The organism is Bradyrhizobium sp. 14AA (assembly GCF_054185205.1).
In genome coordinates, this window is the sequence record NZ_JAVAYM010000006.1 from 1 (window position 1) to 22254 (window position 22254).

Below are 22254 nucleotides of genomic sequence, written 5' to 3' on the forward strand. Positions count from 1 at the left end.
ATACTGTATTGTGGTGCGGCATGGCGCTGATCTCCATTCGTGTCCCGGAACGCTTGCAGACGTCCAGGATCGAGTAGAATCAACGCCATGCGCTCTGTCCAATAATTTTGAACCGGACAGCCGTGGGTCCGACCCGGGCATCCATCGAAACGAAAACGGCGGGCCGAAAGCCCGCCGTTTTTGTTTGTGCCTCCTTGTCGTCAGCGTCAGCCAAAGAGGCTCATCTGCTTTTCCATCGGCTTATAATTCCGACGAGAACCGCGCATCGATCCTGGAATTCCGGGGATGGCTCTAGCCTCGACGTCGGGAGGATCGATATCTATGCTTCGATGATGCCGGCTAACCTCACCGTCTGGTACAACACCCGCTGCCCCGTCTGCGACGCGGGCATCGACTGGCAGCGCAACAAGCTGCTGGCGCTGGTGCGCGCGGGTACGATCGAGTTCAGGGACATCAACGAGCAGCCCGACGCGCTGGCGCACTTTGGCGCCTCGCTCGACGACATCAGGCGGCGCTTGCATGCGACCGACGAGGCCGGCCGGCTCGTCGTCGGCGCGGATGTCGCGATTGCGCTGTGGAGGCTGACGCCCGGGGAGGGGTGGCTTGCGGCGCTGTTCGGCAATCGCGTGGCGTTGCCGTTCACGCGGTTCTTCTATGACCGGTTTGCCGATCTGCTGTTTGCCTGGAATAAACGGCGCGGGCGCTGGTGAGCGCCTGCCTTTGTCGGCCTACTTCTTCTTCACCCCGACCCGCTCGATCCGCTTGATCTCGAGCGCGGGCCGGCCGCTCTTCTCCGCGATCTCGCGGTCCTGCTCCATGATGAAGCCGCGCGCGGGTTCGTCGCCGTCGAGGCCGCCGAGCAATTCGCTGGGAACGCGGCGGTTGGAGCGCTGGGAATCGTCTTCATAGAAGACGTTGAAGAAGGCAAATTCGCCTTTGGGGTTGGTTCCGGGTTTTTTGGCCATGGCCGGCTTGTCGTCGATAAGAAGGCCGCAGTCAAATGACTTCAGCGGTTATCGACGTCGGCGATCAGTCGAAGGCAGGGGGCGCGGCTGCCCGACGAGGTGTGTTGGCCGGGAGAGGTATCTACGGCCTTCCCTCAATAAACGGCGGGCCGCGAAGCCCGCCGTTTATTTTTGGTCTTCAGCGTCGCCCGGGGCTGGCGGGGCAACAACCTAAAATAGAATGCTATAGAATGCGCCATGCGATGGCAAGTTGAATCGTGACGGCGCTGATGTCGCAGTGTGCGCATCAGATATGCGTCGATCGCGACATCCGGTTCCGGTGTAGACCGAAACAAGTGCTTGGATCGTCAAATCACTTTGTTCACCTTGGCTGCTCTCGCAATGCAACGGGAGTCGCGCGGTTGTAGGAACGCGCGTCAGCCTGCACGCCTTCCCGCCTGCGTGCAGATGATGTCGGCTAACATATGTTAAGCGCCGGACGTTTCCGGACTGCGCCTCATCCCGTGCGGGCGCGCTGTGTCAGTTCCTGCACGGCGAGCCGCGATCCGTGTCCGCCGCCTTTGCCGCTCTTCTCCTTCCGTCCCTGCGCCATGATCGCGCTGCCCATCGCGGTGGAACCGAAGGTGATGAGGAAGGAACCAAGCAGCAGCAGGAGCGCGACGCCGGGCGAACGGTCGGCGACGATCAGCTCGCGCAGATGTCCGGGGTTGAGCCAGAGCAGCCCGCCGACAAGGAGAATTGCGGCGCAGGCGCCGATCGCGAGGTTGACGGCGAGCAGGCGGAACAGGGGGATGCGGAGGAGGGGGCGGCGGGTTGATGTCGGGCTGTCGTCGGGCATCGCTGGTTGCTTCACGTCGGTCGCGACTGTTCATCTCATGTCGCTCGCGCAGCGATGTTGACGCGCATCAAACTCGCGAGCGCATCACGGCGCCACCAGCTCCACGCGCCGGTTGAGCGCGCGGCCGGCATCCGTCGCGTTCGGGCCGACCGGCGCCAGCAAGCCGACGCCGGCGGTGCGGAGCCTCGTCGGCACAATCCGAAAACTCTTCACCAGCTCGGCCGCGACCGCCTCGGCGCGGCGCTTCGACAAATCCAGATTGTACTCATAGGCGCCCTGGCTGTCGGTATGGCCGACGATGAAGACGCTCAGCTGCGGCTGGCTGGTCAGGAGCTTTGCGATCTGCTCCAGCGTCGGGCGACTCTCGGGCTTCAGCACCGCCTTGTCGGTGTCGAAATAGATGCCGTAGAGCGCGATGTGGCCGGTCTCGCTAATGCCCTTCGCCATCGCGGCGGCATCGACCATCTTGTTCGCGATGGCGCCGAGCTCGGCGACGGTGACCTGCGCGGTGATGTCCTGGTTGTTCTGGCTGACGATGACGCTGGCATAGATCTCGCGCCCGCCCTCGGTCTTGCGGCCGGCATAATAACGGTAGTTGAAGCCGTCGACCCACATCTGCGGCACCGGCAGCGTGTCGATGCTTTCCGTGAAGGGAATGGCGCCGCAGGCGTCGGTGTCGCAGGCGAGCAGGGTCTCGAAGCCGGCTTTCGCCAGCTGCGTCTCGAAATTGCGCGACACTTCCAGGATCGAGGGGCCGGGATTGGTGCGATAGGCGATGCGGACAACGCGGCCCTCCAGCCGCCGCGCGTCGGTCGGCTGGCCGTCTTTGAACGCCGCCCCCTGCATCCGTGTCGCGTCAAAGTCCTTCACGACGTAGCCGGTGATGACGCTGCCGGCGAACCGGCCGATGCCGGGATAGTCGCGGCTACCCGCCACGTCGCGCGTCTGCGCGGTGGCGGGGACGGCGTGAAGGGCCAGCAAAGCGAGGACAGCGAGCATCCGGCAGGGAATGAGCATGGTCATCTCGATCGGTTGGGGCGGGGAGAGCGCTGCTCCTTAGTCGCGCCCATACGGCAATCGGTTCTGGCGAGGTTTTGCCGCTTTGACGCGAATCCGGTTCCCGGGCATGATCGCGCACTGATTTTCCACGCATGGTCCAAAAGGATTTTCCCGCATGCTGAGACACGCCCTGATGCTCGGACGAGGCTTGGCCACCGCTTTCGTCGTCTGTCTCGCCGGCGGCACGGCGCAGGCCGCGCGCTGCGGCGGCGACTTCAACAGCTTCGTCGCCAGCATGACCTCGGAGGCGCAGGGCGCCGGCGTCTCGGCCGGCGTGACCAGCGCGGCTTTCAGCGGCATCACCCAGGACGGCGCGGTGCTCGCCTTCGACCGGCGCCAGCGCTACACCTTCAACAAGAGTTTTGAGCAGTATGTTTCGACTCGCGTCGGCCCCGGCCGCATCAATGGCGGGCGCGCGCTGCTGCAACGTCATGCCGCGCTGCTCTCGCGCATCGAGCAGCAGTTCGGTGTGCCCCGCTATATCCTGGTCGCGATCTGGGGCCTCGAGAGCGATTTCGGCAAGGGCGACATCGGCAAGCTGCCGGTGATCCGCACGCTGGCAACCCTCGCGCATGATTGTCGCCGCACTGAGCTTTTCCAGGGCGAGCTGCTCGCCGCCCTCAAGATCGTGCAGCGCGGCGACCTGCCGCTGCGCGACCTGATCGGCGCCTATGCCGGCGAGATCGGCCAGACCCAGTTCCTGCCGTCGTCCTACATCAAATACGGCGTCGATTTCGACGGCGACGGCCACGTCGATCTCCGCCACAGCGTCCCCGACGTGCTCGCCTCGACCGCGAACCTGCTCCACACCAGCGGCTTCAAGATGGGCCAGCCCTACGGCGAAGGCACCGCCAATTTCGAGGCGATGCGGGAGTGGAACAGGGCGGTGATCTATCGCAAGACGATCGGCTATTTTGCCGATCGGCTGGCGGGGCAGTGAGGGCTGGTACACTGCTAACCCCACCCGTCATTGCGAGCGTAGCGAAGCAATCCAGGATTTCTCCGCGGAGAAAGTCTGGATTGCTTCGTCGCTACGCTCCTCGCAATGACGGCGCGGGGACGGGCGGGCGCGATCTGCCCCATTGTCGTCCTGGCGAAAGCCAGGACCCATTACCCCAGGGAGAAGTTGTTACGACGGCTGACAGCCACTTGCCTAAAGCTGAGTAACTGCTGGCCGTCGCCAAACTGAGTTCGGTGGTTATGGGTCCTGGCTTTCGCCAGGACGACGATGCGTAGTAACGCCATCGCACGAGGCGACTACTTCCCCTTCGCCATCTTCTCCAGCTTCCTTTGCAACGGCGCCCAATACGTCCCCGGGCGGAAGCGCTGCAACAGATCCATGAATCTGGCGTCGTTGCCGATCAGGATGCGCGGCTCGTTCTTTTCGATGCCCCTGATGATGCGCAGTGCGGCATCCTTCGGCGTGGTCTTGGCCGCAGTCTCGAACCGCTCGATCGATTGCGCGCGGCGGGTGTTGTCGGTGACGCCGACCCCGGTGCGCGAGTTGCGCGCAATCGCAGTGGCGACGCCGCCGGGATGCACGACCGAGAGCCGGACCGGGCTGCCCGCAACCGCAAGCTCGTGGCGCACGCTCTCGGAAAAGCCGCGCACCGCGAACTTCGCCGCGGCATAGGCCGACTGTCCCGGCGGCGCGATGATGCCGAAGATCGAGGAGAGGTTGACGATATGCGCCTCCGGCCTCGTCTTCAGGTGCGGCAGGAAGGCGCGCGTGCCGTGCACCACGCCCCAGAAATTGATGTCGAACAGCCAGTCCATCTGCGCCTGGTCGATCTCCTCGAACGAGCCCATCAACGCCACGCCGGCATTGTTGACGACGATGCCGAGCGCGGGATGCGCGGTGGTCGCCTCGTTTGCGAACTGTTTGATGTCGTCGGGCTCGCTGACATCGACGCGGTGCACGCTGATCTTGCGTCCCGCACCGATCTCGGCCGCGAGCGCCTTCAGCCCGGCCTCGTCGCGATCGGCGAGCGCGAGATCGCAGCCGCGGCTTCCCAGCTCAATGGCCAGCGCGCGACCGATGCCGCTCGCGGCACCCGTGATGGCGGCGGCGCCGCGAATCGCAGTCATGAAATCCCCCGTCAAGCCTTGGACCGCGGAACTATGATTTACATTTTTTCAGAATGGAACCGAACCGCAAGCGAGTTGGCTCTTTAACATACGTTACGCAAGCAAGCATTGGGAGCCGCCGATGGGACAAGCACAACCATTTCGCGCGACAGCGCTCATCGTTGAAGACGATGCCATGCAGCGGGAGATGCTGAGCCTTCTGCTGGAAGAGAGCGGTTACCAGGTGATCCAGTGCGAGAGCGCCGAGGCGGCCGAGCGTGTGCTCGACAAGAACGCCGGCGTGCTCTGTCTGATGTTGACCGACGTCCAGCTAGCGGGGCGCATGAACGGGGTCGAGCTCGCGTATGTCGCCAAGGACCGCAATCCCAGGCTCGACGTCGTCGTCACCTCCGGCCGCCCCTTGATGCAGCCCTTGCCGGACGGCGCAAAGTTCTGGGCAAAACCATGGGCACCGCTGGACGTGCTGCGCGAAGCCGAGCTCGCGCAAATGTCCTGACCGTTCTCAACCCGTCATCCCAGCGCAACGGCGAAGCCGTTGTCGCCCGCGCAACGGCTCGGGATGACGGTGTCAGATCCTGAAGGCCGAGGTCCGGCTTTCTTGCAGTGAGGCGGACTGATAAGGTCCGCCCATGTCCCTGTCCTTCCTGCTCACCTCGCTCATCGTCGTCGCTTCCCCCGGTACCGGCGTGCTCTATACGCTGGCCGCGGCATTGACGCGCGGCTCGCGCGCCAGTGTCGCTGCCGCCTTCGGCTGCACGCTCGGGATCGTGCCGCACATGATCGCGGCGATGCTCGGCCTTGCGGCCGTGCTCCACACCAGCGCGCTTGCCTTTGCCGCGCTGAAATGGGGCGGCGTGCTCTATCTGCTCTACATGTCCTGGCAGGCGCTGCGCGAAACCGGCGCGCTGGCGGTGGAGGGTGAGATCAAGGAGCGGTCGAGCGGCCGCGTCATCGTCACCGGCTTCCTGATCAACATTCTCAACCCGAAGCTCTCGATCTTCTTCCTCGCCTTCCTGCCGCAGTTCATCGCCGCGGACGAGGCAAACGTGCTGGCGCGGATGCTGGAATTGAGCGGCGCCTTCATGGCGATGACGTTTGCGGTGTTCGTGGTCTACGGCCTCTGCGCCGCCTCGGTGCGCGAGCGCGTGATCTCCCGCCCGCGCGTGATGGCCTGGCTGCGCCGCAGCTTCGCCGCCGGCTTTGCCGCGCTCGGCGCCAAGCTGGCGTTCGCGGAGCGGTAGGCCCTCCACCCAATAAAAAAGCGGGCCTCGCGCCCGCCCCCTTCACACACTCTCAACCCTGACCCGAAGCCCGGGCGGAGCGAGGCTCCACCCGGGCAAAGAAACAGAAGCCTCGTTACTTCTTCTTCGCCTTCTTGGCCTTCTTCGCCTTCTTCTTCGTCGCCTTCTTCGCTTTCTTAGCCATAGGATCCTCTTAAGGGTTAATGGTGAAACGCGACACGAGGAACGCTCGGCGGAGGGCCAGCCTCGCAGCATCCTCAGGCGTAAACTCAGCAGATTCGCGCCCGTCTGCCCCGCGCTGTCACATCCGTGTCATCGCGTTATCCACAGCTCAGATGCGTTTTCGGGTGATTTTGGCGCGCGAATCCGCATCGACGCGCGCCGCGATGCGACGGCGCAGGGGGGCGGCGACATGCCTAACGATCCGACAACACGGAAACGCCGTTCATGAATCCCAAACCAAGGGCGCGCTTCGAAGGAACACAGTGAGACTCCGTTAAGCGCGGCGGCCGCATTGTTCCCCGCAAGAAAACGGGGATGGATCATGGACGGACGGCTGTCAGGGACGGGGGGCGCGGCGCTGCGCGTGCCGCACGCGCCATGCTGAACGTACCGACACTCTGGACGGTGTTCATCGTCAACTTTCTGGCGCTCGGCCTGATCTGGGCCTACGTGACGCGCTCCTATCCGAAATTCGCGGCCGCGCGGTTCTGGATGGCATCGTCCTTCGTCGGCGCGACCGGCGCGATGACGGCCCTGATCCGCCTGTTCGTCGTCTCTCCCCTTCCGCTTCTGCTTGGCGCTGCCGGTGTCATCGCGGCGAGCTGCCTCGCGGCCATGGGCATCCAGCGCTTCTATCACCGCCCGGTCGCGTGGCGCGTCATGACCGCGACGGGAGGCTTGAGCCTCGCCGGCGTCGTGTTCTTCATGGTCGGCTTCGAGCACATGCAGCTGCGCATGTTCAGCTACACGGTCGGTCAGGGCCTGCCGCTGGTGCTGGCGCTGCGTCTGCTCTTGTTGCCGCCGGAGGGCCAGGTCAGCCCGGGCGCGCGGCTGTCCGGCATCGTCATCCTCGGCATCATCGGGATCCTGGTGGTGCGGACGGTGGGCAATCTGCTCGGCTACGATTTCTCGGCGGTCGCGGGCGGTCAGACCCACGCCGTCCTGGTGCTGGGGCTCCTGTTCCTGTCGATGACGCTCAATTTCGGCTTCCTGCTGATGGCGATGGACCGCCTGCGAGGCGAGGTCGCCGACCTCGCGCTGCTCGACGATCTCACCGGCGTCGCCAACCGGCGGCACCTGTTGCAGCGCCTGTCCGAGGAATGCGCCCGTTCGGAGCGCAGCGCCGAGCCGTTCTCGCTGCTGGTGATCGATCTCGACGGCTTCAAGACCATCAACGACACCCACGGCCATGCCGCGGGCGACGCATGCCTCCAGCACTTCACCCTGATGGCGCAGACGCGCTTGAGGCCCGGCGATATGCTCGCCCGCACCGGCGGCGACGAGTTCTGCGTCGTGCTGCCGTCCTCGTCCCTGCGCGAGGCCGCCGCGATCGCCCGCCGCGTGCTCGAGGTCTGCCGCCAGGATGCTGCCGGCTGCAACGGCAACGACATCCCGATCGCGATCTCGATCGGCGTGGCGCAATGGGACCGCGGCATCGGCCAATACCCCGACCGCCTGATCGCGCATGCCGACCACGCCCTCTATGCCGCCAAGAAGAACGGCAAGAACGACTTTGCCGTCTACGATCCGTCCCCGCCGCTCTCGCCGGAGCCGATCGGTCCGGGCGTGGTCGCGCGCAAGTTTGCGTAAAGCCTGCTAGGCTCGGGTCTCCTGCTGGACCCCCATGATGATATCCCGCCTGTTCGCGGCCGTTGTCGCCGCTCTCTTCCTGATCGCCCCAGCCGCTGCAACCGACGCCGAGCTCACGAAGCTCGCGCGCGCTTCGGGCACGCCTGACATTCCCGGCCTGAAGATGGTCTGGCTGGCGCCGTGGGGCGATGTCGACAAGGCTCATGCCTGGCGCAACATCATCGTTCACCAGACCGAGGGGCCGGCCGGCTCGGCGCGCGGCGGCGCGGCGGAGCAGTCGAAGAACCCGACGCGGCGTGGCGTCACGGTGTGGGTCGAGACCGACGGCACGGTCTATTGGGCGGTCGCAGAAAATCTGGTGCCGACCCATGGCGACGGCGCCAATCGCAACGACAGCAAATACATCGACAACAGGACGACCTATCGCCAGGTGGTGCGCGACAATTCGATCGGCGTCGAGTTCGCCGGCAATTATCCCGATGTCACCTCTGGTCCGACTGACGCGCAGGTCGCGGCCTGGAAGATCCTCGTAAGAGTGCTGCGCGCGCGCTACGACATCCCGCTCGATCACGTCTATGCGCACAACTGGATCGACTACAAGGATGCCCGCTATTGCGAAGGCTGCTGGCTCGCGACGCTGGCGCGGATTTGGGCGGAATGATGAGAGAGATCACACCGCCTGCGCCATCCACCCGAAGAACCGCCGCAGCAGTCCCGGCCGTTGCGGCAATTCGGGCGGACCGTCGGCGGCGAGCACGCGTTTGAGGAAGTAGTCCAGGAACACCATGTCGTTCGGCTCGGTGACGGAGAATTTCTCGTCACCGAAGAACACGCTGTAATCGTAGAAGAACGGTCCCATGATCGGGATCGCCACGGTCGAGGCGTAGTCCTTGGAGATCACGAACTCCGACGGCTCGAGCCCGTGCTCGCGCATCGCCTGCTCGACCAGCGGCAGCTTGCGCATGAACTGGGCAGAGAAGCCACCGACGGTGGATTGCAGGATGATCGACACGGTGTCCGTCCAATCGATGCTGTCGGTCCGGTATTTTTGGGTCGATTGACCGGATGCGCGGGTTCAAGGCGAGGCTCGGTTCTACGTCGGGCGAGAGGAGGGGACTGTGATGACCGTCTCACTTGGCTAGACGATGCGCCGACTGTAGCCACAACTATGCTGTCATCGCCCGGTTTAGCCGGGCGATCCAGTATTCCAGAGGCTTGGGTTGGATATCTCGCTGTCGCTACTGTCGCCGCGGCGTACTGGATGCCCCGCTTTCGCGGGGCATGACAGCGAGAGTGCTGTGATTCCCCCAAACAAAAAAGCCGGCGTTGCCGCCGGCTTTTCGTCTCTTTCGATCCGCCAATTTCTTGCCGTAGCGAAACCCGCGCTTAGTGCGCGGCTTCCAGCGCGGCCTGTTCCTGCCTTGCGATCGTGCCCTTGACCGCGGACTGCACCTTCTCGAAGGCGCGGACCTCGATCTGGCGGACGCGCTCGCGCGACACGCCGAACTCGGCGGCAAGGTCTTCCAGCGTCATCGGCTCATCGGCGAGGCGGCGGGCCTCGAAGATGCGGCGTTCGCGCGGGTTGAGCACGCCCATGGCGCCGTTCAGCGCGTCGCGGCGGTGATCATATTCCTCGTGCTCGGCCAGCATGGCTTCCTGGTTGGGCGAATTGTCGACCAGCCAGTCCTGCCATTCGCCGGCTTCGCCGTCGTCGCGGATCGGTGCGTTGAGCGACGCGTCGCCACCGAGGCGGCGGTTCATGTCGATCACGTCCTGATCGGTGACGCCGAGGCGCTTTGCAATGATCTTCACCTGGTCGGGGCGGAGATCGCCTTCGTCCAGCGCGCTGATCTTGCTCTTCGCCTTGCGCAGGTTGAAGAACAGCTTCTTCTGGTTCGCGGTGGTGCCCATCTTCACGAGCGACCAGGAACGCAGGATGTACTCTTGAATCGACGCCTTGATCCACCACATCGCGTAGGTGGCGAGGCGGAACCCCTTCTCGGGTTCGAAACGCTTCACCGCCTGCATCAGGCCGACATTGCCTTCCGAGACGACCTCGGAGATCGGCAGGCCGTAGCCGCGATAGCCCATGGCGATCTTGGCCACGAGCCGGAGATGGCTGGTGACGAGTTGGTGGGCCGCCTCGCGATCGTCATGCTCGCGCCAACGCTTGGCGAGCATGTATTCCTGCTGGGGTTCCAGCATCGGGAACTTGCGGATCTCGGCGAGGTAACGGGAAAGGCCGGATTCTCCATTGAGGACCGGCAGAGCAGCGGTACGGGCCATAGTTAAGCCCTCCAAAGGTTCAGGCCCCCGATAGCGGCGGGCCAGGCAGACGACCGCTTTGTTAAAGCCGGCCGTAGCTGCGATGTTCCGCGTTGGTCATTTCCAACGCAGGCGCAATATACCCCATGGGGGGTCAAAAAGGGAAGGATTGCTGACGTCACGTCCGCGTGTGGCAGCTATAACTTTTTGTAATGTAACGTTTTTCTTAAACGCCCTGCGTCATACCGCCGCTTTCAGGGTGCTCTGGAGGAGAAGCAAATCCTCCGGCAGAGGCGCCTCCCAGTGGAGTAATTCTCCGGTCCTGGGGTGCTCCAATACCAGCATATAGGCATGCAGGGCCTGCCGGCCGAGCGCGGCCAAAGCTGCCTGCGACTCGGGGCCGAGCTGGTTCGCCTTGGTCTTGAAATGCGGGCCATAGACCGCATCCCCCATGAGAGGATGGCCGATATGGGCGAGGTGGACGCGGATCTGGTGGGTGCGCCCGGTCTCGAGCTCGCAGGCGAGCAGCGCCGCCACCGGCTTGCCGTCGCGCCCGGCAAAACTCTCCAGGATCTCCCAATGCGTCACGGCTTCGCGGCCGCCCTGGCGCACCGCCATCTTCTCCCGCGCATGCGGGTGGCGGTCGATCGGCGCATCCACCGTGCCGCGATGGCGGCCGGGCACTCCCCAGGCGAACGCCATATAGCCGCGCCGCATCTCGCCGGTGCGGCCGTGATCGGCGAACTGGGCCGATAGCGAGGCATGGGCGAGGTCGTTCTTGGCGACCACCATCAGGCCTGTGGTGTCCTTGTCCAGCCGGTGCACGATGCCGGGCCGGCGCACCCCGCCGATACCCGAGAGCGAGCCTCCGCAATGGGCGATCAGCGCATTCACCAGCGTGCCGGTCTCGTGGCCGGCCGCGGGGTGCACGACCAGGCCCTTCGGCTTGTTGAGGACCACGATGTCGTCGTCCTCGAACACGATATCGAGGGCGATATCCTCGCCTTTCGGCTCGGCCGGCGCCGCTTCCGGCACGTCGATTATGATCGTATCGCCGCTACTGACGTGATAAGCGGGGTCGCGGATCGCGGAGGCCTTCAGGGTCACCGCGCCCGCCAAAATCAAGGCTTTCAGCCGTGATCGCGACAGGTCGGTGAGGTGCGCCGCCAGCACGCGGTCGAGCCGGGCCGAGCCCTCGTTGCCGGCGACGACAACCTCCAACCTTTGCGCAGAGCCTGAGCTATCCATGACGACGTCTGATACCGCTGTTCCCGAACCGAGCCCCGAGCAGGCCGCGCTGTTCGCGCGGGTGCGGCGGATGATGCTGATCGCGGGGTTGACCACGGCGCTGGCGATCTGCGCCGTTCTGATCGCGGTGGGCTACCGCCTTTTCAAGTCGGAGGGAAGGGCACCTGAACCCGTAGGCGACGTCACCGCCACTTTGCCCAAGGGCGCCAGAATCGTCTCGACCGGGGTCGCCGGCGACCGGCTCGTGGTCACGCTCGACGTCGGCGGGGTCACCGAGATCCGCACGTTCGATGCTCACACCCTGAAGCCGGCCGGAAAGCTGAAATTTGCCAATGAGCCGTGAGGCCGGGCTCGGAGCCCCTCGATCGTCGTCCTGGCGAACGCCAGGACCCATAGCCACCGAATCCGATTGTGTGAACGAGATCGTGGCTCCGGTCCTCCTTAACCATGACCATTCGGGGTAATGGGTCCTGGCTTTCGCCAGGACGACGCCAGAAGAGACAGTTTGAAACCCCAATCTCACCTTGCCGCCGGCAAATTTCGCGGCTATGTCCTCTCCCTCACGCTCCCTTCGTCTAGCGGTTAGGACGCGGCCCTCTCAAGGCTGAAACAGGGGTTCGATTCCCCTAGGGAGCGCCATTGTCTTCAGAATGCCGTCGCACGGGTGTTGACGTCGCCCCTGCCCAAATTGACCTTCCTGAAGAAGTAGCTCCGAGAACGCTCGATTAGCGATGGGCCGGCCCCCGCGGGCATTGATCAAAGCATCCTGAGGTCGTGTAAGCTTCCGAGCTGGGCTCTCAACCTCTCGGCCGCTGCATGGCAATCCTGATCCCCAGCCTTGGCTTCGCGCGCTTCGACACCCGCGGCGAGTTGCGACTCGCGGAGCGCCTCAAGGACTTCCTCGAAGAGAACGCCGTCGTTTGGCACAATCTGCCGGTCGGCCCGCGCAGCCGGCATCCGGACTTCATCATCGTTCACCCGGCGAACGGCCTGCTCGTGCTCGAGGTGAAGGACTGGCGGCTGGAGTCCATCGTGTCGGCCGACAAGACAAACGTCGAACTGCTGACGAGCCGCGGCACCGTGCGGGAGAGCAATCCGCTGGAGCAGGCCCGAAAGTACACGTTCGATGTCGTGCGCACGCTGGAGCGGGACGGGCAACTGCTGTTTCCGGCCGGTCACCGCTTCATGGGCAAATCCATCCTGCCGTTCGGCTTCGGGGCCGTGTTCACCAATATCACGCGCAAGCAGTTCGATCAGACCGACCTGAAGGAGGTGTTCGCCGAGCATCTCTGTGTGTGCAAGGATGACATGACGGAGGGCGCGGACCCCGAGGAATTCCGGTCCAGATTGTGGCGTATGGTCCATCCGCGCCTCGGCGAGCCTCTGTCGATGCCGCAATTCGACCGGCTGCGCGCGCTGCTCTTTCCCGAAATCCGCATACGACAGATTGCGCTGCCTCTGGACGAACCAATCGCGCCCGATCCATCCGACCGGACGCTTGCCGTCATGGACATGCATCAGGAGCAGATCGCGCGCAGCCTGGGAGACGGGCATCGCATCATTCGCGGCGTCGCTGGATCGGGCAAGACCCTGATCCTCGCCTTTCGAGCCGAATATCTGGCGCGTGCAGCGACAAAGCCGGTGCTGATCCTGTGCTACGCGAACGGCATCGCCGGGCGGCTCGAGGATGCCATGCAGGATCGCGGCGTCGAGGACCGCGTTCAGGTCCTGACCTTTCACGCCTGGTGTTACCGGATGCTGCGGACTTACGGGATTCCTGCCCCGTCCGAGCGAGACTATCCGGACTATGCAACGCGACTGGCTGCGAGCGTTGCGGAGGTCATGAAGGCCGTCGATCAGGGACATATCCCGGCGGAACAGTACGACGCCGTTCTCATCGACGAGGCACACGACTTCGAGCCGCAATGGCTCGCGCTCGCGGCCAAGATGGTGAACCCGCGCACGAGGGCGCTGATGGTCGTCTACGACGACATCCAGGCCATCTACAAGGGACGCGAGCGGCCGGTGTGGAAGCAGCTCGGAATTGAAGCGACGGGCAGAACGACCGTACTAAAAGTCAACTACCGCAACACCGCGCAAATCGTTGCCTTCGCCAGACGCTTCGCTTCCGACGTGATCGGCGCTCCGGGCACGACGGCCGATGATGAGCACCCCATCCTGTTGCCCGAAGATGCGGGTCGGCAGGGACTGGTGCCGGACGTGCGGCAGTGCGTGAGCATCGACGCGGAAGCTCACTGCGTCGCCGAGTGGTTTCTCGGGCGGAAAAAGGCGGGGTACGAGTGGCCGCAAATGGCTTGCCTCTATCCGGAGCACTGGATCGGAGAGCGGGTCGCTCAGGTCCTCGCCAAGCATGACGTGCCGATCGACATGGCCAAGAACAACAGGAACAGAGTGTCGACGAAGCGTGTCGCTGTGCGCTTCCTCAGCATGCACACGGCGAAAGGGCTCGAGTTTCCATGCGTCGCCATTGCAGGGTTGGGCTTGCTCGGTCGCCACGGCGAGGCGGTCGAGGAATGTGTTCGACTGACCTATGTCGGGGTGACCCGGGCGACGCACGAGGCGCTTTTGACGTACTCGAGCGAGTCGGCGCTGGTGCAGCGGTTGATCGCGTAGAATAGCGCCGCGCAGGTGTTCTCTTACGCCGTCGTACCGTCGATCGAGCGGCGGATCACCCGCTGCACTTCCGCATTCGACAGAAACAGATCGTGGTTGATGATGCCCCAGCCTTCCTGGGACGCATCGACCACGCGCACGCCGAGCCGCGCGATGGCGGCCTTCTCGGCGGCGCCGACCCTGGTCATTCCACCTGCGATCTGTCCCGATAGCGCCAGTGCGCGATCGTTCGTCGCGGCGATCACGGTGATCTTGCCGGCTAGAGGACCGACGCGCTGGATCGCCGACGAGAACACGTCCATGTCGATATCTGGCGCGGCAAACACGACCGCGCCGATCTTGCTCGTAACCGTGTCGCCGTATCGCGCATAGAGCTGACGCAGGCTTTCGAGCGCCAGCATGGTTCCCATGCTGTGCGCAACGATGTGCACGCGGCCGCCGCTTGGCGCCGACACGAGCGCAGAGAGCACGCGCTCGAAATCGTCGCGAGACCACATCGCGCTGTCGCGGTCATAGGCATAGTCGAACAGTCCCGCCTTGGAGGGCCAGGAGAACGCCATGGTCCGGCCGCGGAACTTGATCCCGTCGGAGAGATGGGCGGCATCCAGCACCGCCGTCTCGAATGTCTGCTTGAAGCCGTGCACGTAGATCAGCACGTCCCCTCCGCCGGCCTGCGCAGAGAGATCGCCAGCGTCCGCCGACACCGGTTCGATCCGATCAAGTCGCCAATCGCCTATTCCAACCGAGGTGAGAGAAAGACGGCTCTCGTCCGGGGCCACCAGCTTGGCCCGCGCGACCGTCATGCTCGTCGCGCGCTCCGGCCCGAACCAGGGTTTCGTGCGGCCGCCGTTGACGGGCTTGCGCGTGGTGGTGACAAGCAACGTGGGGTCAACGGAGAGGGAGGACGCGTCGAAGCGCGCGCCGGTCGCACCCAAGCCGGCGCATCCGCCGAGCGCGAGGGCACTTCCTGCCGACACAAATCCGCCGAGGAGAGCGCGGCGCGAGACAGGATGACGGGAGACGTGTTGCAGGGGACGTCGGTCGATCACACGGAACCTTCGGGAACTTTGCCCACCGTAACGCCGCCCCGGCTAGCTCACTGAACGACAATGGGGGCGAGAAGACGGCGGCGGAGCTTCGCGGTCGGTTCAAGTCGTGGCGTCCGCGTTCGCCTGGAACCCTGCGGCGCCCCGTCGAACGGGCCGCATCGCGCTCATACTCGGACGAAGCGGGTTCGCTTCAACGGCGCAGGTAGCCCGTAGAATGGGTCGAGCTCTTGGGAAACCCATCACCTGCCTCGGACGTGATCCGCTGTCTCGGGTGACGGCACCTAGCCCACGACCTCAATCCCCTGCTCCTTGCACCACTCACGCAAGGCCTGCTCTGTCGCTTTATTCTCGTACGCATGCCATCGATCGATCGCGCCTCGTCGGGCGATCAGGGCCTTGAATTTCGGATAGGCACCTCGCTTGCTGAAGAAATAACGGACGTCGTCGAAATCGTCCGGCAGGTGTTCGCGGGCAAATGCCAGCACCAGGGGTTTGCCGAGATCGAGGTCACGCTTGTCCGGCAGAGGGATGTATTTGGCCTCATCCTCGATGTCATCAGGCAGTTCGTCGTCGAAATCTTCGGAGCCCAGGCCCTCGGTCTGATAGTAGGTCTTTCCTGTCTGTCTGCATATGAAGGCACGAAACTCCGCCACGCCACCGTCGGTGTTGGCGAACTCGAAGGCTCGAATGATGTCTCCGATATGAGTTGGCATGGCCGGCTCCAGCGAAGCGTAGAATACGGAAATACGTCCATCCTGGAAGAGGTGCGGAGTTTTGCAAGGGGCTGCCCTGTCGGCGAAACAGCCCAGATCGCTGTCAACCCCTTTCCTCAAAAATATTCCACTTTACCGAAATTCGGATTTGTCGTATGTGTCGGCCATCCCAGCCCACCAAAGGGGCGGTCGTACGTCGTTTCGAGCGCGGGCTGGGAGTTGCGGTGGACGCGGGCGGCGTTAAAGGCGGGCTTGTTGTGTGCAGGGCGAGATGAACCTCGTGAGCATGGCACAAACCGCGAAGACGGACGGCGCTCATATCTGGCGAAGCCGGATGGTCTGCGTACGGCGAAACCGTGTGGTCCTGGCCGTCGTTGCTACGGTCAAGCCTTTGCGAAGGCGTCATCGCGTCAACCGGCGCGAGAAGCGTGAATTTCGCGAGGGCGAGGGAGGCCAGAAGGAACTCGGCTCCCGGGAGAGCGCGGCATAGGCCGTCAAACCATCGCGCAGGGAAGGCCTGGTTTCGGCTGCCCTGTGTTTCCCCTGTGCACTGCGTGTGCATTCGTTCAGCACGGGGGTTTTGTGGGTGCCAGCTGGCGCCCGGTCTTCCCTGCGCCCTTTCCTTCGAGGGGGTGTGAAGCGAAGCACAGCTCGGGCAAATCATGCCGCGAGGACGCGAGCGCGTGTCGATTGCTCCAGCAACTTGCCAAGCCAGAAACTTGCCAAGCAAGCTTGTTGCGCTCTGGCTTCGATATCTCCGGTCGGCACCGGCCTCCCCTGCAAGCATGCAGCATCGGCATCAGTGGTGGTGGTCGTTGCCCCGAAAATCTGCACTATGCGCGCCGACGTGCCTCCGAAGCTGCTGCCGGGCCTTTGGAGGATTTTGCATCTGCTTTTTGGAGTGACGAAATGAGCAGCTTGGTGATCTCTGGCGGCCGGGTGGTGGATCCCGCGAGCGGAATGGATGCCGTTGGCGATGTCGCGGTTGTGGACGGCAAGATCGCGGCCGTGGGTTCCTCGCTTGGCGGCGCCGAGCGGATGATCGACGCCACCGGCCTCGTGGTCGCGCCCGGCTTCATCGATTTGCACGCGCATGGCCAGTCGCTTCCCGCGGATCGCATGCAGGCGTTCGACGGGGTGACGACGACGCTTGATCTCGAGGCCGGCGTGCTGCCGGTCGCATCCTGGTACGAGCGCCAGGCGCGGAAGGGTCGCGTGCTGAACTACGGCGCCGCCACCAACTGGGCCTTTGCGCGCATCGGCGCGATGACGGGCTCCAATGCGGAGAGCTCGCTGGAGGCGTTCGGCAACGCCATGCGCGATCGCCGCTGGATGGACAACGTCGCAACCGATGCGGAGGTGGCCGGCATCCTCGAGCGTCTTTCGCGCGGCCTCAACGAGGGCGGCATCGGCATCGGCATCTTGAACGCCTATGCGCCAGGCGCCGGCGTGCAGGAACTGACGGCAGTCTGCCAGCTTGCGGCAAAGCAGGACGTGCCGACCTTCACCCATGTCGCCTTCATGTCGCGCATCGACCCTGAAAGTGCGGTGGAAGCCTATATCCGCCTGATCGGTTATGCCGGCGCCACCGGCGCGCACATGCACATCTGCCATTTCAACTCGTCCAGCAAGACCGACATCGCGCGCTGCCGCGTGCTGGTTGAGAAGGCGCAGGCGCAGGGCCTGCCCATCACGGTCGAGGCCTATCCCTACGGCACCGGCTCGACCGTGCTGGCGGCTGCCTTCTTCAGCGATCCCAAATTCGTCGAGCGCAACGGCACCGGCTATGATTCCGTGCAGCGTGTGACCGACGGTTATCGTTTCCACGACCGCGAGGAGCTGCTCAAGGCGCAGGCCGAAGAGCCGTCCTCGCTGGTGCTCTGGCACATCCTCGACACCGAGAACAATGCGCATCACCGCGATCTGCTCGACATGTCGGTGCTCTATCCCGGCGGCGCGATCGCCTCCGACGCGATGCCGTGGACGACGTCGGACGGCAAGACCTACACCGGCGATGCCTGGCCGCTGCCCGACGATGCCACCTCGCATCCGCGCTCGGCCGGCTGCTTCACGAAATTCATCCGCGAATGGGTGCGCGAGCGCAGAGCCGTGTCGCTGCTCGAAGGCGTGCGCAAATGCGCGCTGATCCCGGCGGAAATCCTGTCGCAAAGCACGCCGGCGACGCGCGCCAAGGGCAGGCTTGCAAAGGACGCCGATGCCGACATCGTCGTGTTCGACTTCGAGAAGCTCTCGGACCGTGCGACCTTCACGGCGATGAACCGTCCGTCGGAAGGCGTGCGGCATCTGGTCGTCAGTGGCCAGGTGCTGATCAGCGATGGCGTGCTGGACGTCGCGGCGCGGCCGGGTAGGCCCGTGCGCCGTCCCGTCGTCGGAGCCTGATCCATGCCGGTCCCCATTCTCCTGGTGACGGGCTTTTTGGGGGCGGGCAAGACCACGGTCGTCAACCATCTGCTGGCGGACGCCGAGGGGCGGCGCATCGCCGCCGTGGTCAACGATTTCGGCGCGATCAACATCGATGCGGAGCTGATCGCGGGCGCCAGCGACGGTGTGGTCAGCCTTGCCAATGGCTGCATCTGCTGCTCGCTCGAAGGCGATCTGCTCCGCACGCTCTCGACGCTGCTGCGGCGTGATCCGAAGCCGGACTATATCGTCATCGAGACCAGCGGCGTCGCCGATCCCGCCGACATCGTACGCAATCTGATGGACCCGGTGATCCTGCGCGAGGCGCCGCTGGAAACCGTGCTCTGCGTGATGGACGCAGCAACGCCGCCGGCCGCCCTTGACGACGCGCTCCAGCGTTCGCAGTTGCGCGTCGCCGATATCGTGGCGCTCAGCAAGCTGGATCTGGCGGGCGAGGGGGCAGGCGCGCGGATGCGCGAGGCCATCCGCGCCCAGCGCGTCCCCGCCGTGGTGGTCGATGCGCAACACGGCGAGATCCCGTCCGCGTTGCTGTTTCCCGCGGCCGCCGATCGCGCGCCGACGCCACGCGAGCCGGGGCCGAAACGTCCGGCAGAAGAGCGTTTTGAGACATTGAGCTGGACGTCGGACCAACCGCTCTCGCTGCCGCGCCTGCAGCAGGCCATCGGCCGCCTGGCACCAAAACTCGCGCGCGCAAAAGGCCTGTTCGAAACCGTCGAGCAGCCCGGACGCCTGATGGTGTTTCAGTTCGCCGCCGGCCGCGCCACACTCGCACCTGGCGATGCGCCCGCCCCGGGCGTGCCGCGCGCGCGGATCGTTTTCATCGCCGAACTGGGCGTGCTCTCGAAGGCCGAACTCGACGGGATCATGGAGGGGTGTGTTGCGGGCGGGTAGTGCGGTTTGCACCGATCGCGGGACGTATCAGCCGTCTCAATCCTCCACCGGCAGTCCATCCCCGTGCACATACCAGTCCGCACGTGACGCCCACTGCACGTGCCGGTCGGGTGCCGCGCCCAGCGGCGCGTCGAAGGCGCCGGCATGGATGATGGCCTCGCGCCCGCTGCGGGTGAGATGCGGCATCGGGCTGCCGCAGACCTTGCAGAAGGCGGTTGCAAAGCTTCGCGCGTTCGGCAGGTCGAAACGCGCGACGGACGGCTCTCCGCGTAGCCATCGCAGCGCGTCCGCCTTCACAATCACCTCGCAGGCATGCGCGGCTCCGGTCGCCTTGCGGCAGCGCGAGCAATGGCAGTTGAGGAAGTGGTCGAACGGGCCCTCGACCTCGAATGCCACCTCGCCGCACAGGCAGCTTCCCCGGAATGCGGCCATGTCACTCCCCCTCCGGCTCGGCCGGCTTCCACGACCCATCAGACCCTTCCCGCTGGCAATTCTCAAGAGGGCGTCGGCAGGTCCGGCAAGCTCACGCGAATTGCGCGAGGCCGTGGCCGACGGACCAGTTCTCCGCAGGCGCATCGAGCACGTTGACGAACACGTCCTCGGGCCGGATGCCCGGGTTGTCGCCGAGCAGCTCCGCGATCCGCCGGTAGAGCGCCTTCTTCTGCTCAGGGGTGCGCGAGGCGAACACGGTGATCTGGATCAGCAGCGCGTCGTCGCCACGGTTGACGCCGTAGGCATTGCCGCAGCGAAAGTTCGCAGGCGAAAGCTCGCTGATAGTCATGAACTCGTCGCCTTCAGGCACATTCAGCGCCTCGCGCATGGCGCGGTAGAGGCCGTCGAGGATCGCCTGCCGATAGGCGTCCGGCTTCCCAGTGCGCATCGAGATGTGAAGGAGAGGCATGAGCTGGTCCCTTTGCATGCGGGCCCGGCCGGCCAGGCGCATGATCCGCGCCGGCCGTGGGATTATTGACGAGACGGGATATCAATCCCAATTAGTTTTTGACATGGTGTCTAGAAAGCATGTTATTGACACCTTGTCAAATACCTCAGAGGAGCAGAATGTGAGGCCGCGCGAATTCGACCACGACGACGTCCTGCGCATCGCGTTCGACCAGTTCTGGCGCAAGGGCGTGCGCGGCACCTCGCTGTCGGACATCGCGCGCGATGCCGGCGTCCAGCGCGGCAGCCTCTACAATGCGTTCGGCAGCAAGGAGGCGCTGTTCCTGCAGGCCTATGAACGCTATGCGGGCGACTATCTCATCGCCCTGCAAAAAACGCTCGGCACGGGGAGCTTGCGAAAGCGCCTGACCGCGTTCTTCGATCTCACCATCACGAACTTCCGCTCGGGCACGCCGCCGCGGGGATGTCCGACCACGCGCGGATTGATGGAGCTCGGCGCGGCCGAGGGTGAAGGGCTCGATGAAGAGGCGCGCCAGGCTTTCGCAAATCTGGTGTCGCGCATCACCGCTCTGGTTCAGGACACGTTGTCGGCGGGCGCCAGGCGCGGCGAGTTCGGCGGCAATCCCGCCGCCGCAGCGCTGCACATCGTCACGGTGACGCGCGGCCTCGCCGTGCTCGAACGCGCTTTCAATGACGAGCCGCAGCTGCGCAAGATTGCCGCCCACACCATCGATCTCGTGCTCGCGAAGAAGGGCGGCTAGAGCATGATCCGGAAAAGTGTGCAGCGGTTTTCCGAAAAGATCATGCTCAAACAACAACCTAAAGCGCGATGACGATTCATCCTAATCACATCGCGCTTTAGGTGTCAGCACACGGCAAGCGCGTTGACGGCTCGCGTTGTCGCCATCTCGTTCGCATTGCCGACGAACTGGCAAACGATGGTCTCCAGCTCGCCCGGCTGCTTGCGGCGCGCGACCGCCAGCAGGCGCATCAATTCCGCCTCGTCTTTCGAGAGGCGCTTGCACGACGGCGGCATGAAGCACAGCTCGCATGGCCGGCCGCTGCGCAGGATCCTGACCAGCGCGGCAGCGCGCGCCACCAGCAGCGGACTGTCGGCAATGCCCGGCGCCTCATCGGCATAGCGATAGGCCGCTTCCCAGCAATCGGACGCGCCGGTCGCGTAGGCCGCGCCGATGAAGCGGAACAGCGACAGCGCGACGCGGCAGAAATCATCGTAGCCTTCGACGCACGGGCGCGTCGAAAGCGCGGCCTGGAGCGGACAGAGCCGCGCCTGGCCGGCTTCCTGAATTGGCATGGAACTGCATCCTGCATCATGAACGATCTCGTCAGTGCAACGTGGGGCTTCCCACGAGCCAGCTCTTCATTGCCATCGTCCGGTCATGGTCGAAGGACTGGGCGCGTCGGTCGGGCAGGATGAGACCTGCCATGCGGAAGATCGTTGCGAGTCCCCGCACCGGTGCGAGGGCCCAATCGGCACCCACCGGCGGCAGCCAGCATTCGAACTGCTCGCGCACGGTATCGATGCGGTCCTTCTGCGCCGCGGCAATGGCGTGCAGGATTCCGTGCTCGCTTTCCGACATGCGCGGACATGTCGGGCAGTGCACTTCGATCGCCGTATGCGCCGTGCACGCAAAGACCTCGATGATGGCTTCCAGCGAGGGCACCGCATCGCCGACGCGGAAATGGTCGTACACCTCCTGGATGTCGGCCGCGGTCGGAACGGCACCTCCGCTGCGTGCCTTGGCCCGGAATCCCCAGATGAACAGTCGCTCCGCCGCGCACAGCGCGGGGAGGTCGAGGGATCTTGCTGATGTCGATTGATGCATTGAGCCTCTGGCCTCTGGCTGCGCTCACGCCACAACTGGCGCGGATGATCTGCGCCGATCGTTCGGCCACGGGCAGGTGCAAGTCAACGCGCGGAGGGGCGATATCGAGGCCTTCTAGATTTGAAAAGCTCCGATCTTGGTGCAGCCGGACGCGCCGGCCTGCGAAGCCGTACGCAGGGCCGGCGGCGTCCCTACGCAATGTTGCGGGCATTCGGGAACCAGAATGCTTAAAGCTTTGCTAAGGGGCGTGGGATAAACTGGC

The 22254-nt window shown here is 64.6% G+C and carries 25 protein-coding genes and 1 tRNA gene; 13 read left to right on the forward strand and 13 right to left on the reverse strand.

Annotated elements, in window-relative coordinates:
• On the forward strand, positions 1–295 hold a 295-nt coding region (locus RAD15_RS13205), incomplete at its 5' end, for a hypothetical protein (protein ID WP_458178019.1).
• 34 nt (positions 296–329) lie between these two features.
• Complete coding sequence (locus RAD15_RS13210) at positions 330–710, forward strand: thiol-disulfide oxidoreductase DCC family protein (protein ID WP_458178021.1); 381 nt, start codon at positions 330–332, stop codon at positions 708–710.
• An 18-nt stretch (positions 711–728) separates the two neighbouring features.
• Here RAD15_RS13210 and RAD15_RS13215 read toward each other — a convergent pair whose 3' ends face one another.
• The 3 genes from RAD15_RS13215 to RAD15_RS13225 form a co-directional block, all read right to left on the reverse strand.
• Entirely contained in the window at positions 729–965 is a 237-nt protein-coding gene (locus RAD15_RS13215; RefSeq protein WP_014492112.1) for a hypothetical protein, read from the reverse strand.
• A gap of 496 nt (positions 966–1461) precedes the next feature.
• Complete coding sequence (locus RAD15_RS13220; RefSeq protein WP_458178024.1) at positions 1462–1803, reverse strand: hypothetical protein; 342 nt, start codon at positions 1801–1803, stop codon at positions 1462–1464.
• An 84-nt stretch (positions 1804–1887) separates the two neighbouring features.
• Positions 1888–2820, reverse strand: a complete 933-nt coding sequence (locus RAD15_RS13225) for an OmpA family protein (RefSeq protein WP_458178026.1) — start codon at positions 2818–2820, stop codon at positions 1888–1890.
• 175 nt (positions 2821–2995) lie between these two features.
• Here RAD15_RS13225 and RAD15_RS13230 point away from each other — a divergent pair, with 175 nt between their 5' ends.
• Complete coding sequence (locus RAD15_RS13230) at positions 2996–3802, forward strand: lytic murein transglycosylase (RefSeq protein WP_458178567.1); 807 nt, start codon at positions 2996–2998, stop codon at positions 3800–3802.
• Positions 3803–4119: 317 nt separating this feature from the next.
• Here RAD15_RS13230 and RAD15_RS13235 read toward each other — a convergent pair whose 3' ends face one another.
• Positions 4120–4950 (reverse strand): SDR family NAD(P)-dependent oxidoreductase, encoded by an 831-nt coding sequence (locus RAD15_RS13235; RefSeq protein WP_458178028.1) that lies wholly within the window; start codon positions 4948–4950, stop codon positions 4120–4122.
• Positions 4951–5071: 121 nt separating this feature from the next.
• On the opposite strand from RAD15_RS13235, the gene RAD15_RS13240 reads away from it, so the two are divergent.
• The 4 genes from RAD15_RS13240 to RAD15_RS13255 all read left to right on the forward strand — a co-directional run bounded on the left by RAD15_RS13240 (position 5072) and on the right by RAD15_RS13255 (position 8664).
• Positions 5072–5446: a response regulator gene (locus RAD15_RS13240; RefSeq protein ID WP_458178030.1), complete on the forward strand. Its 375-nt coding sequence runs from the start codon at positions 5072–5074 to the stop codon at positions 5444–5446.
• Between the two features lie 133 nt (positions 5447–5579).
• Positions 5580–6191: a LysE family translocator gene (locus tag RAD15_RS13245; RefSeq protein ID WP_458178032.1), complete on the forward strand. Its 612-nt coding sequence runs from the start codon at positions 5580–5582 to the stop codon at positions 6189–6191.
• A 600-nt stretch (positions 6192–6791) separates the two neighbouring features.
• Positions 6792–8003, forward strand: coding sequence for a GGDEF domain-containing protein (locus RAD15_RS13250; RefSeq protein WP_458178569.1), 1212 nt, complete (start codon positions 6792–6794; stop codon positions 8001–8003).
• Positions 8004–8037: 34 nt separating this feature from the next.
• Complete coding sequence (locus RAD15_RS13255; RefSeq protein WP_458178034.1) at positions 8038–8664, forward strand: peptidoglycan recognition protein family protein; 627 nt, start codon at positions 8038–8040, stop codon at positions 8662–8664.
• A 9-nt stretch (positions 8665–8673) separates the two neighbouring features.
• Here the strand turns inward: RAD15_RS13255 and RAD15_RS13260 are convergent, their stop codons facing one another.
• The 3 genes from RAD15_RS13260 to RAD15_RS13270 all read right to left on the reverse strand — a co-directional run bounded on the left by RAD15_RS13260 (position 8674) and on the right by RAD15_RS13270 (position 11516).
• Positions 8674–9015, reverse strand: coding sequence for a hypothetical protein (locus tag RAD15_RS13260; RefSeq protein ID WP_458178036.1), 342 nt, complete (start codon positions 9013–9015; stop codon positions 8674–8676).
• 374 nt (positions 9016–9389) lie between these two features.
• Positions 9390–10289, reverse strand: a complete 900-nt coding sequence (gene rpoH / locus RAD15_RS13265) for an RNA polymerase sigma factor RpoH (protein WP_458178038.1) — start codon at positions 10287–10289, stop codon at positions 9390–9392.
• A 219-nt stretch (positions 10290–10508) separates the two neighbouring features.
• On the reverse strand, positions 10509–11516 hold the full coding sequence (locus RAD15_RS13270) for an RluA family pseudouridine synthase (protein WP_458178040.1): 1008 nt from the start codon (positions 11514–11516) through the stop codon (positions 10509–10511).
• Here RAD15_RS13270 and RAD15_RS13275 point away from each other — a divergent pair.
• From RAD15_RS13275 to RAD15_RS13285, 3 genes are all read left to right on the forward strand, one after another.
• Positions 11515–11859: a hypothetical protein gene (locus tag RAD15_RS13275; RefSeq protein ID WP_458178042.1), complete on the forward strand. Its 345-nt coding sequence runs from the start codon at positions 11515–11517 to the stop codon at positions 11857–11859. The genes RAD15_RS13270 and RAD15_RS13275 overlap by 2 nt on opposite strands.
• 221 nt (positions 11860–12080) lie before the next feature.
• Positions 12081–12155, forward strand: a tRNA-Glu gene (locus RAD15_RS13280).
• Between the two features lie 177 nt (positions 12156–12332).
• Positions 12333–14150, forward strand: a complete 1818-nt coding sequence (locus tag RAD15_RS13285) for a DEAD/DEAH box helicase (protein ID WP_458178044.1) — start codon at positions 12333–12335, stop codon at positions 14148–14150.
• Positions 14151–14173: 23 nt separating this feature from the next.
• On the opposite strand, the gene RAD15_RS13290 is transcribed toward RAD15_RS13285, so the two are convergent.
• Together RAD15_RS13290 and RAD15_RS13295 are read right to left on the reverse strand one after the other, a co-directional pair.
• Positions 14174–15199 carry an alpha/beta hydrolase gene (locus RAD15_RS13290; RefSeq protein WP_458178046.1) on the reverse strand — a complete coding sequence of 342 codons (1026 nt, stop codon included), beginning with the start codon at positions 15197–15199 and terminating at the stop codon, positions 14174–14176.
• A 281-nt stretch (positions 15200–15480) separates the two neighbouring features.
• Positions 15481–15912 carry a hypothetical protein gene (locus tag RAD15_RS13295; protein ID WP_458178048.1) on the reverse strand — a complete coding sequence of 144 codons (432 nt, stop codon included), beginning with the start codon at positions 15910–15912 and terminating at the stop codon, positions 15481–15483.
• A gap of 909 nt (positions 15913–16821) precedes the next feature.
• Here RAD15_RS13295 and RAD15_RS13300 point away from each other — a divergent pair.
• Both RAD15_RS13300 and RAD15_RS13305 read left to right on the forward strand, forming a co-directional pair.
• The gene (locus tag RAD15_RS13300) at positions 16822–18312 is read left to right on the forward strand and encodes an amidohydrolase family protein (RefSeq protein ID WP_458178050.1); all 1491 of its coding nucleotides are present in this window, start codon (positions 16822–16824) and stop codon (positions 18310–18312) included.
• Positions 18313–18315: 3 nt separating this feature from the next.
• Positions 18316–19245 (forward strand): CobW family GTP-binding protein, encoded by a 930-nt coding sequence (locus RAD15_RS13305; RefSeq protein WP_458178052.1) that lies wholly within the window; start codon positions 18316–18318, stop codon positions 19243–19245.
• 36 nt (positions 19246–19281) lie between these two features.
• Here the strand turns inward: RAD15_RS13305 and RAD15_RS13310 are convergent, their stop codons facing one another.
• A complete protein-coding gene (locus tag RAD15_RS13310; RefSeq protein ID WP_458178054.1) occupies positions 19282–19677 on the reverse strand; it encodes a GFA family protein in 396 nt (131 codons plus the stop codon).
• A 91-nt stretch (positions 19678–19768) separates the two neighbouring features.
• Complete coding sequence (locus RAD15_RS13315) at positions 19769–20146, reverse strand: tautomerase family protein (RefSeq protein ID WP_458178056.1); 378 nt, start codon at positions 20144–20146, stop codon at positions 19769–19771.
• 160 nt (positions 20147–20306) lie between these two features.
• Here RAD15_RS13315 and RAD15_RS13320 point away from each other — a divergent pair, with 160 nt between their 5' ends.
• Positions 20307–20906, forward strand: a complete 600-nt coding sequence (locus RAD15_RS13320) for a TetR/AcrR family transcriptional regulator (protein ID WP_458178058.1) — start codon at positions 20307–20309, stop codon at positions 20904–20906.
• Positions 20907–21010: 104 nt separating this feature from the next.
• Here RAD15_RS13320 and RAD15_RS13325 read toward each other — a convergent pair whose 3' ends face one another.
• Together RAD15_RS13325 and RAD15_RS13330 are read right to left on the reverse strand one after the other, a co-directional pair.
• The gene (locus RAD15_RS13325; RefSeq protein ID WP_458178060.1) at positions 21011–21460 is read right to left on the reverse strand and encodes a hypothetical protein; all 450 of its coding nucleotides are present in this window, start codon (positions 21458–21460) and stop codon (positions 21011–21013) included.
• Between the two features lie 31 nt (positions 21461–21491).
• Positions 21492–21992 (reverse strand): hypothetical protein, encoded by a 501-nt coding sequence (locus tag RAD15_RS13330; protein WP_458178062.1) that lies wholly within the window; start codon positions 21990–21992, stop codon positions 21492–21494.
• Between the last annotated feature and the right edge of the window lie 262 nt (positions 21993–22254).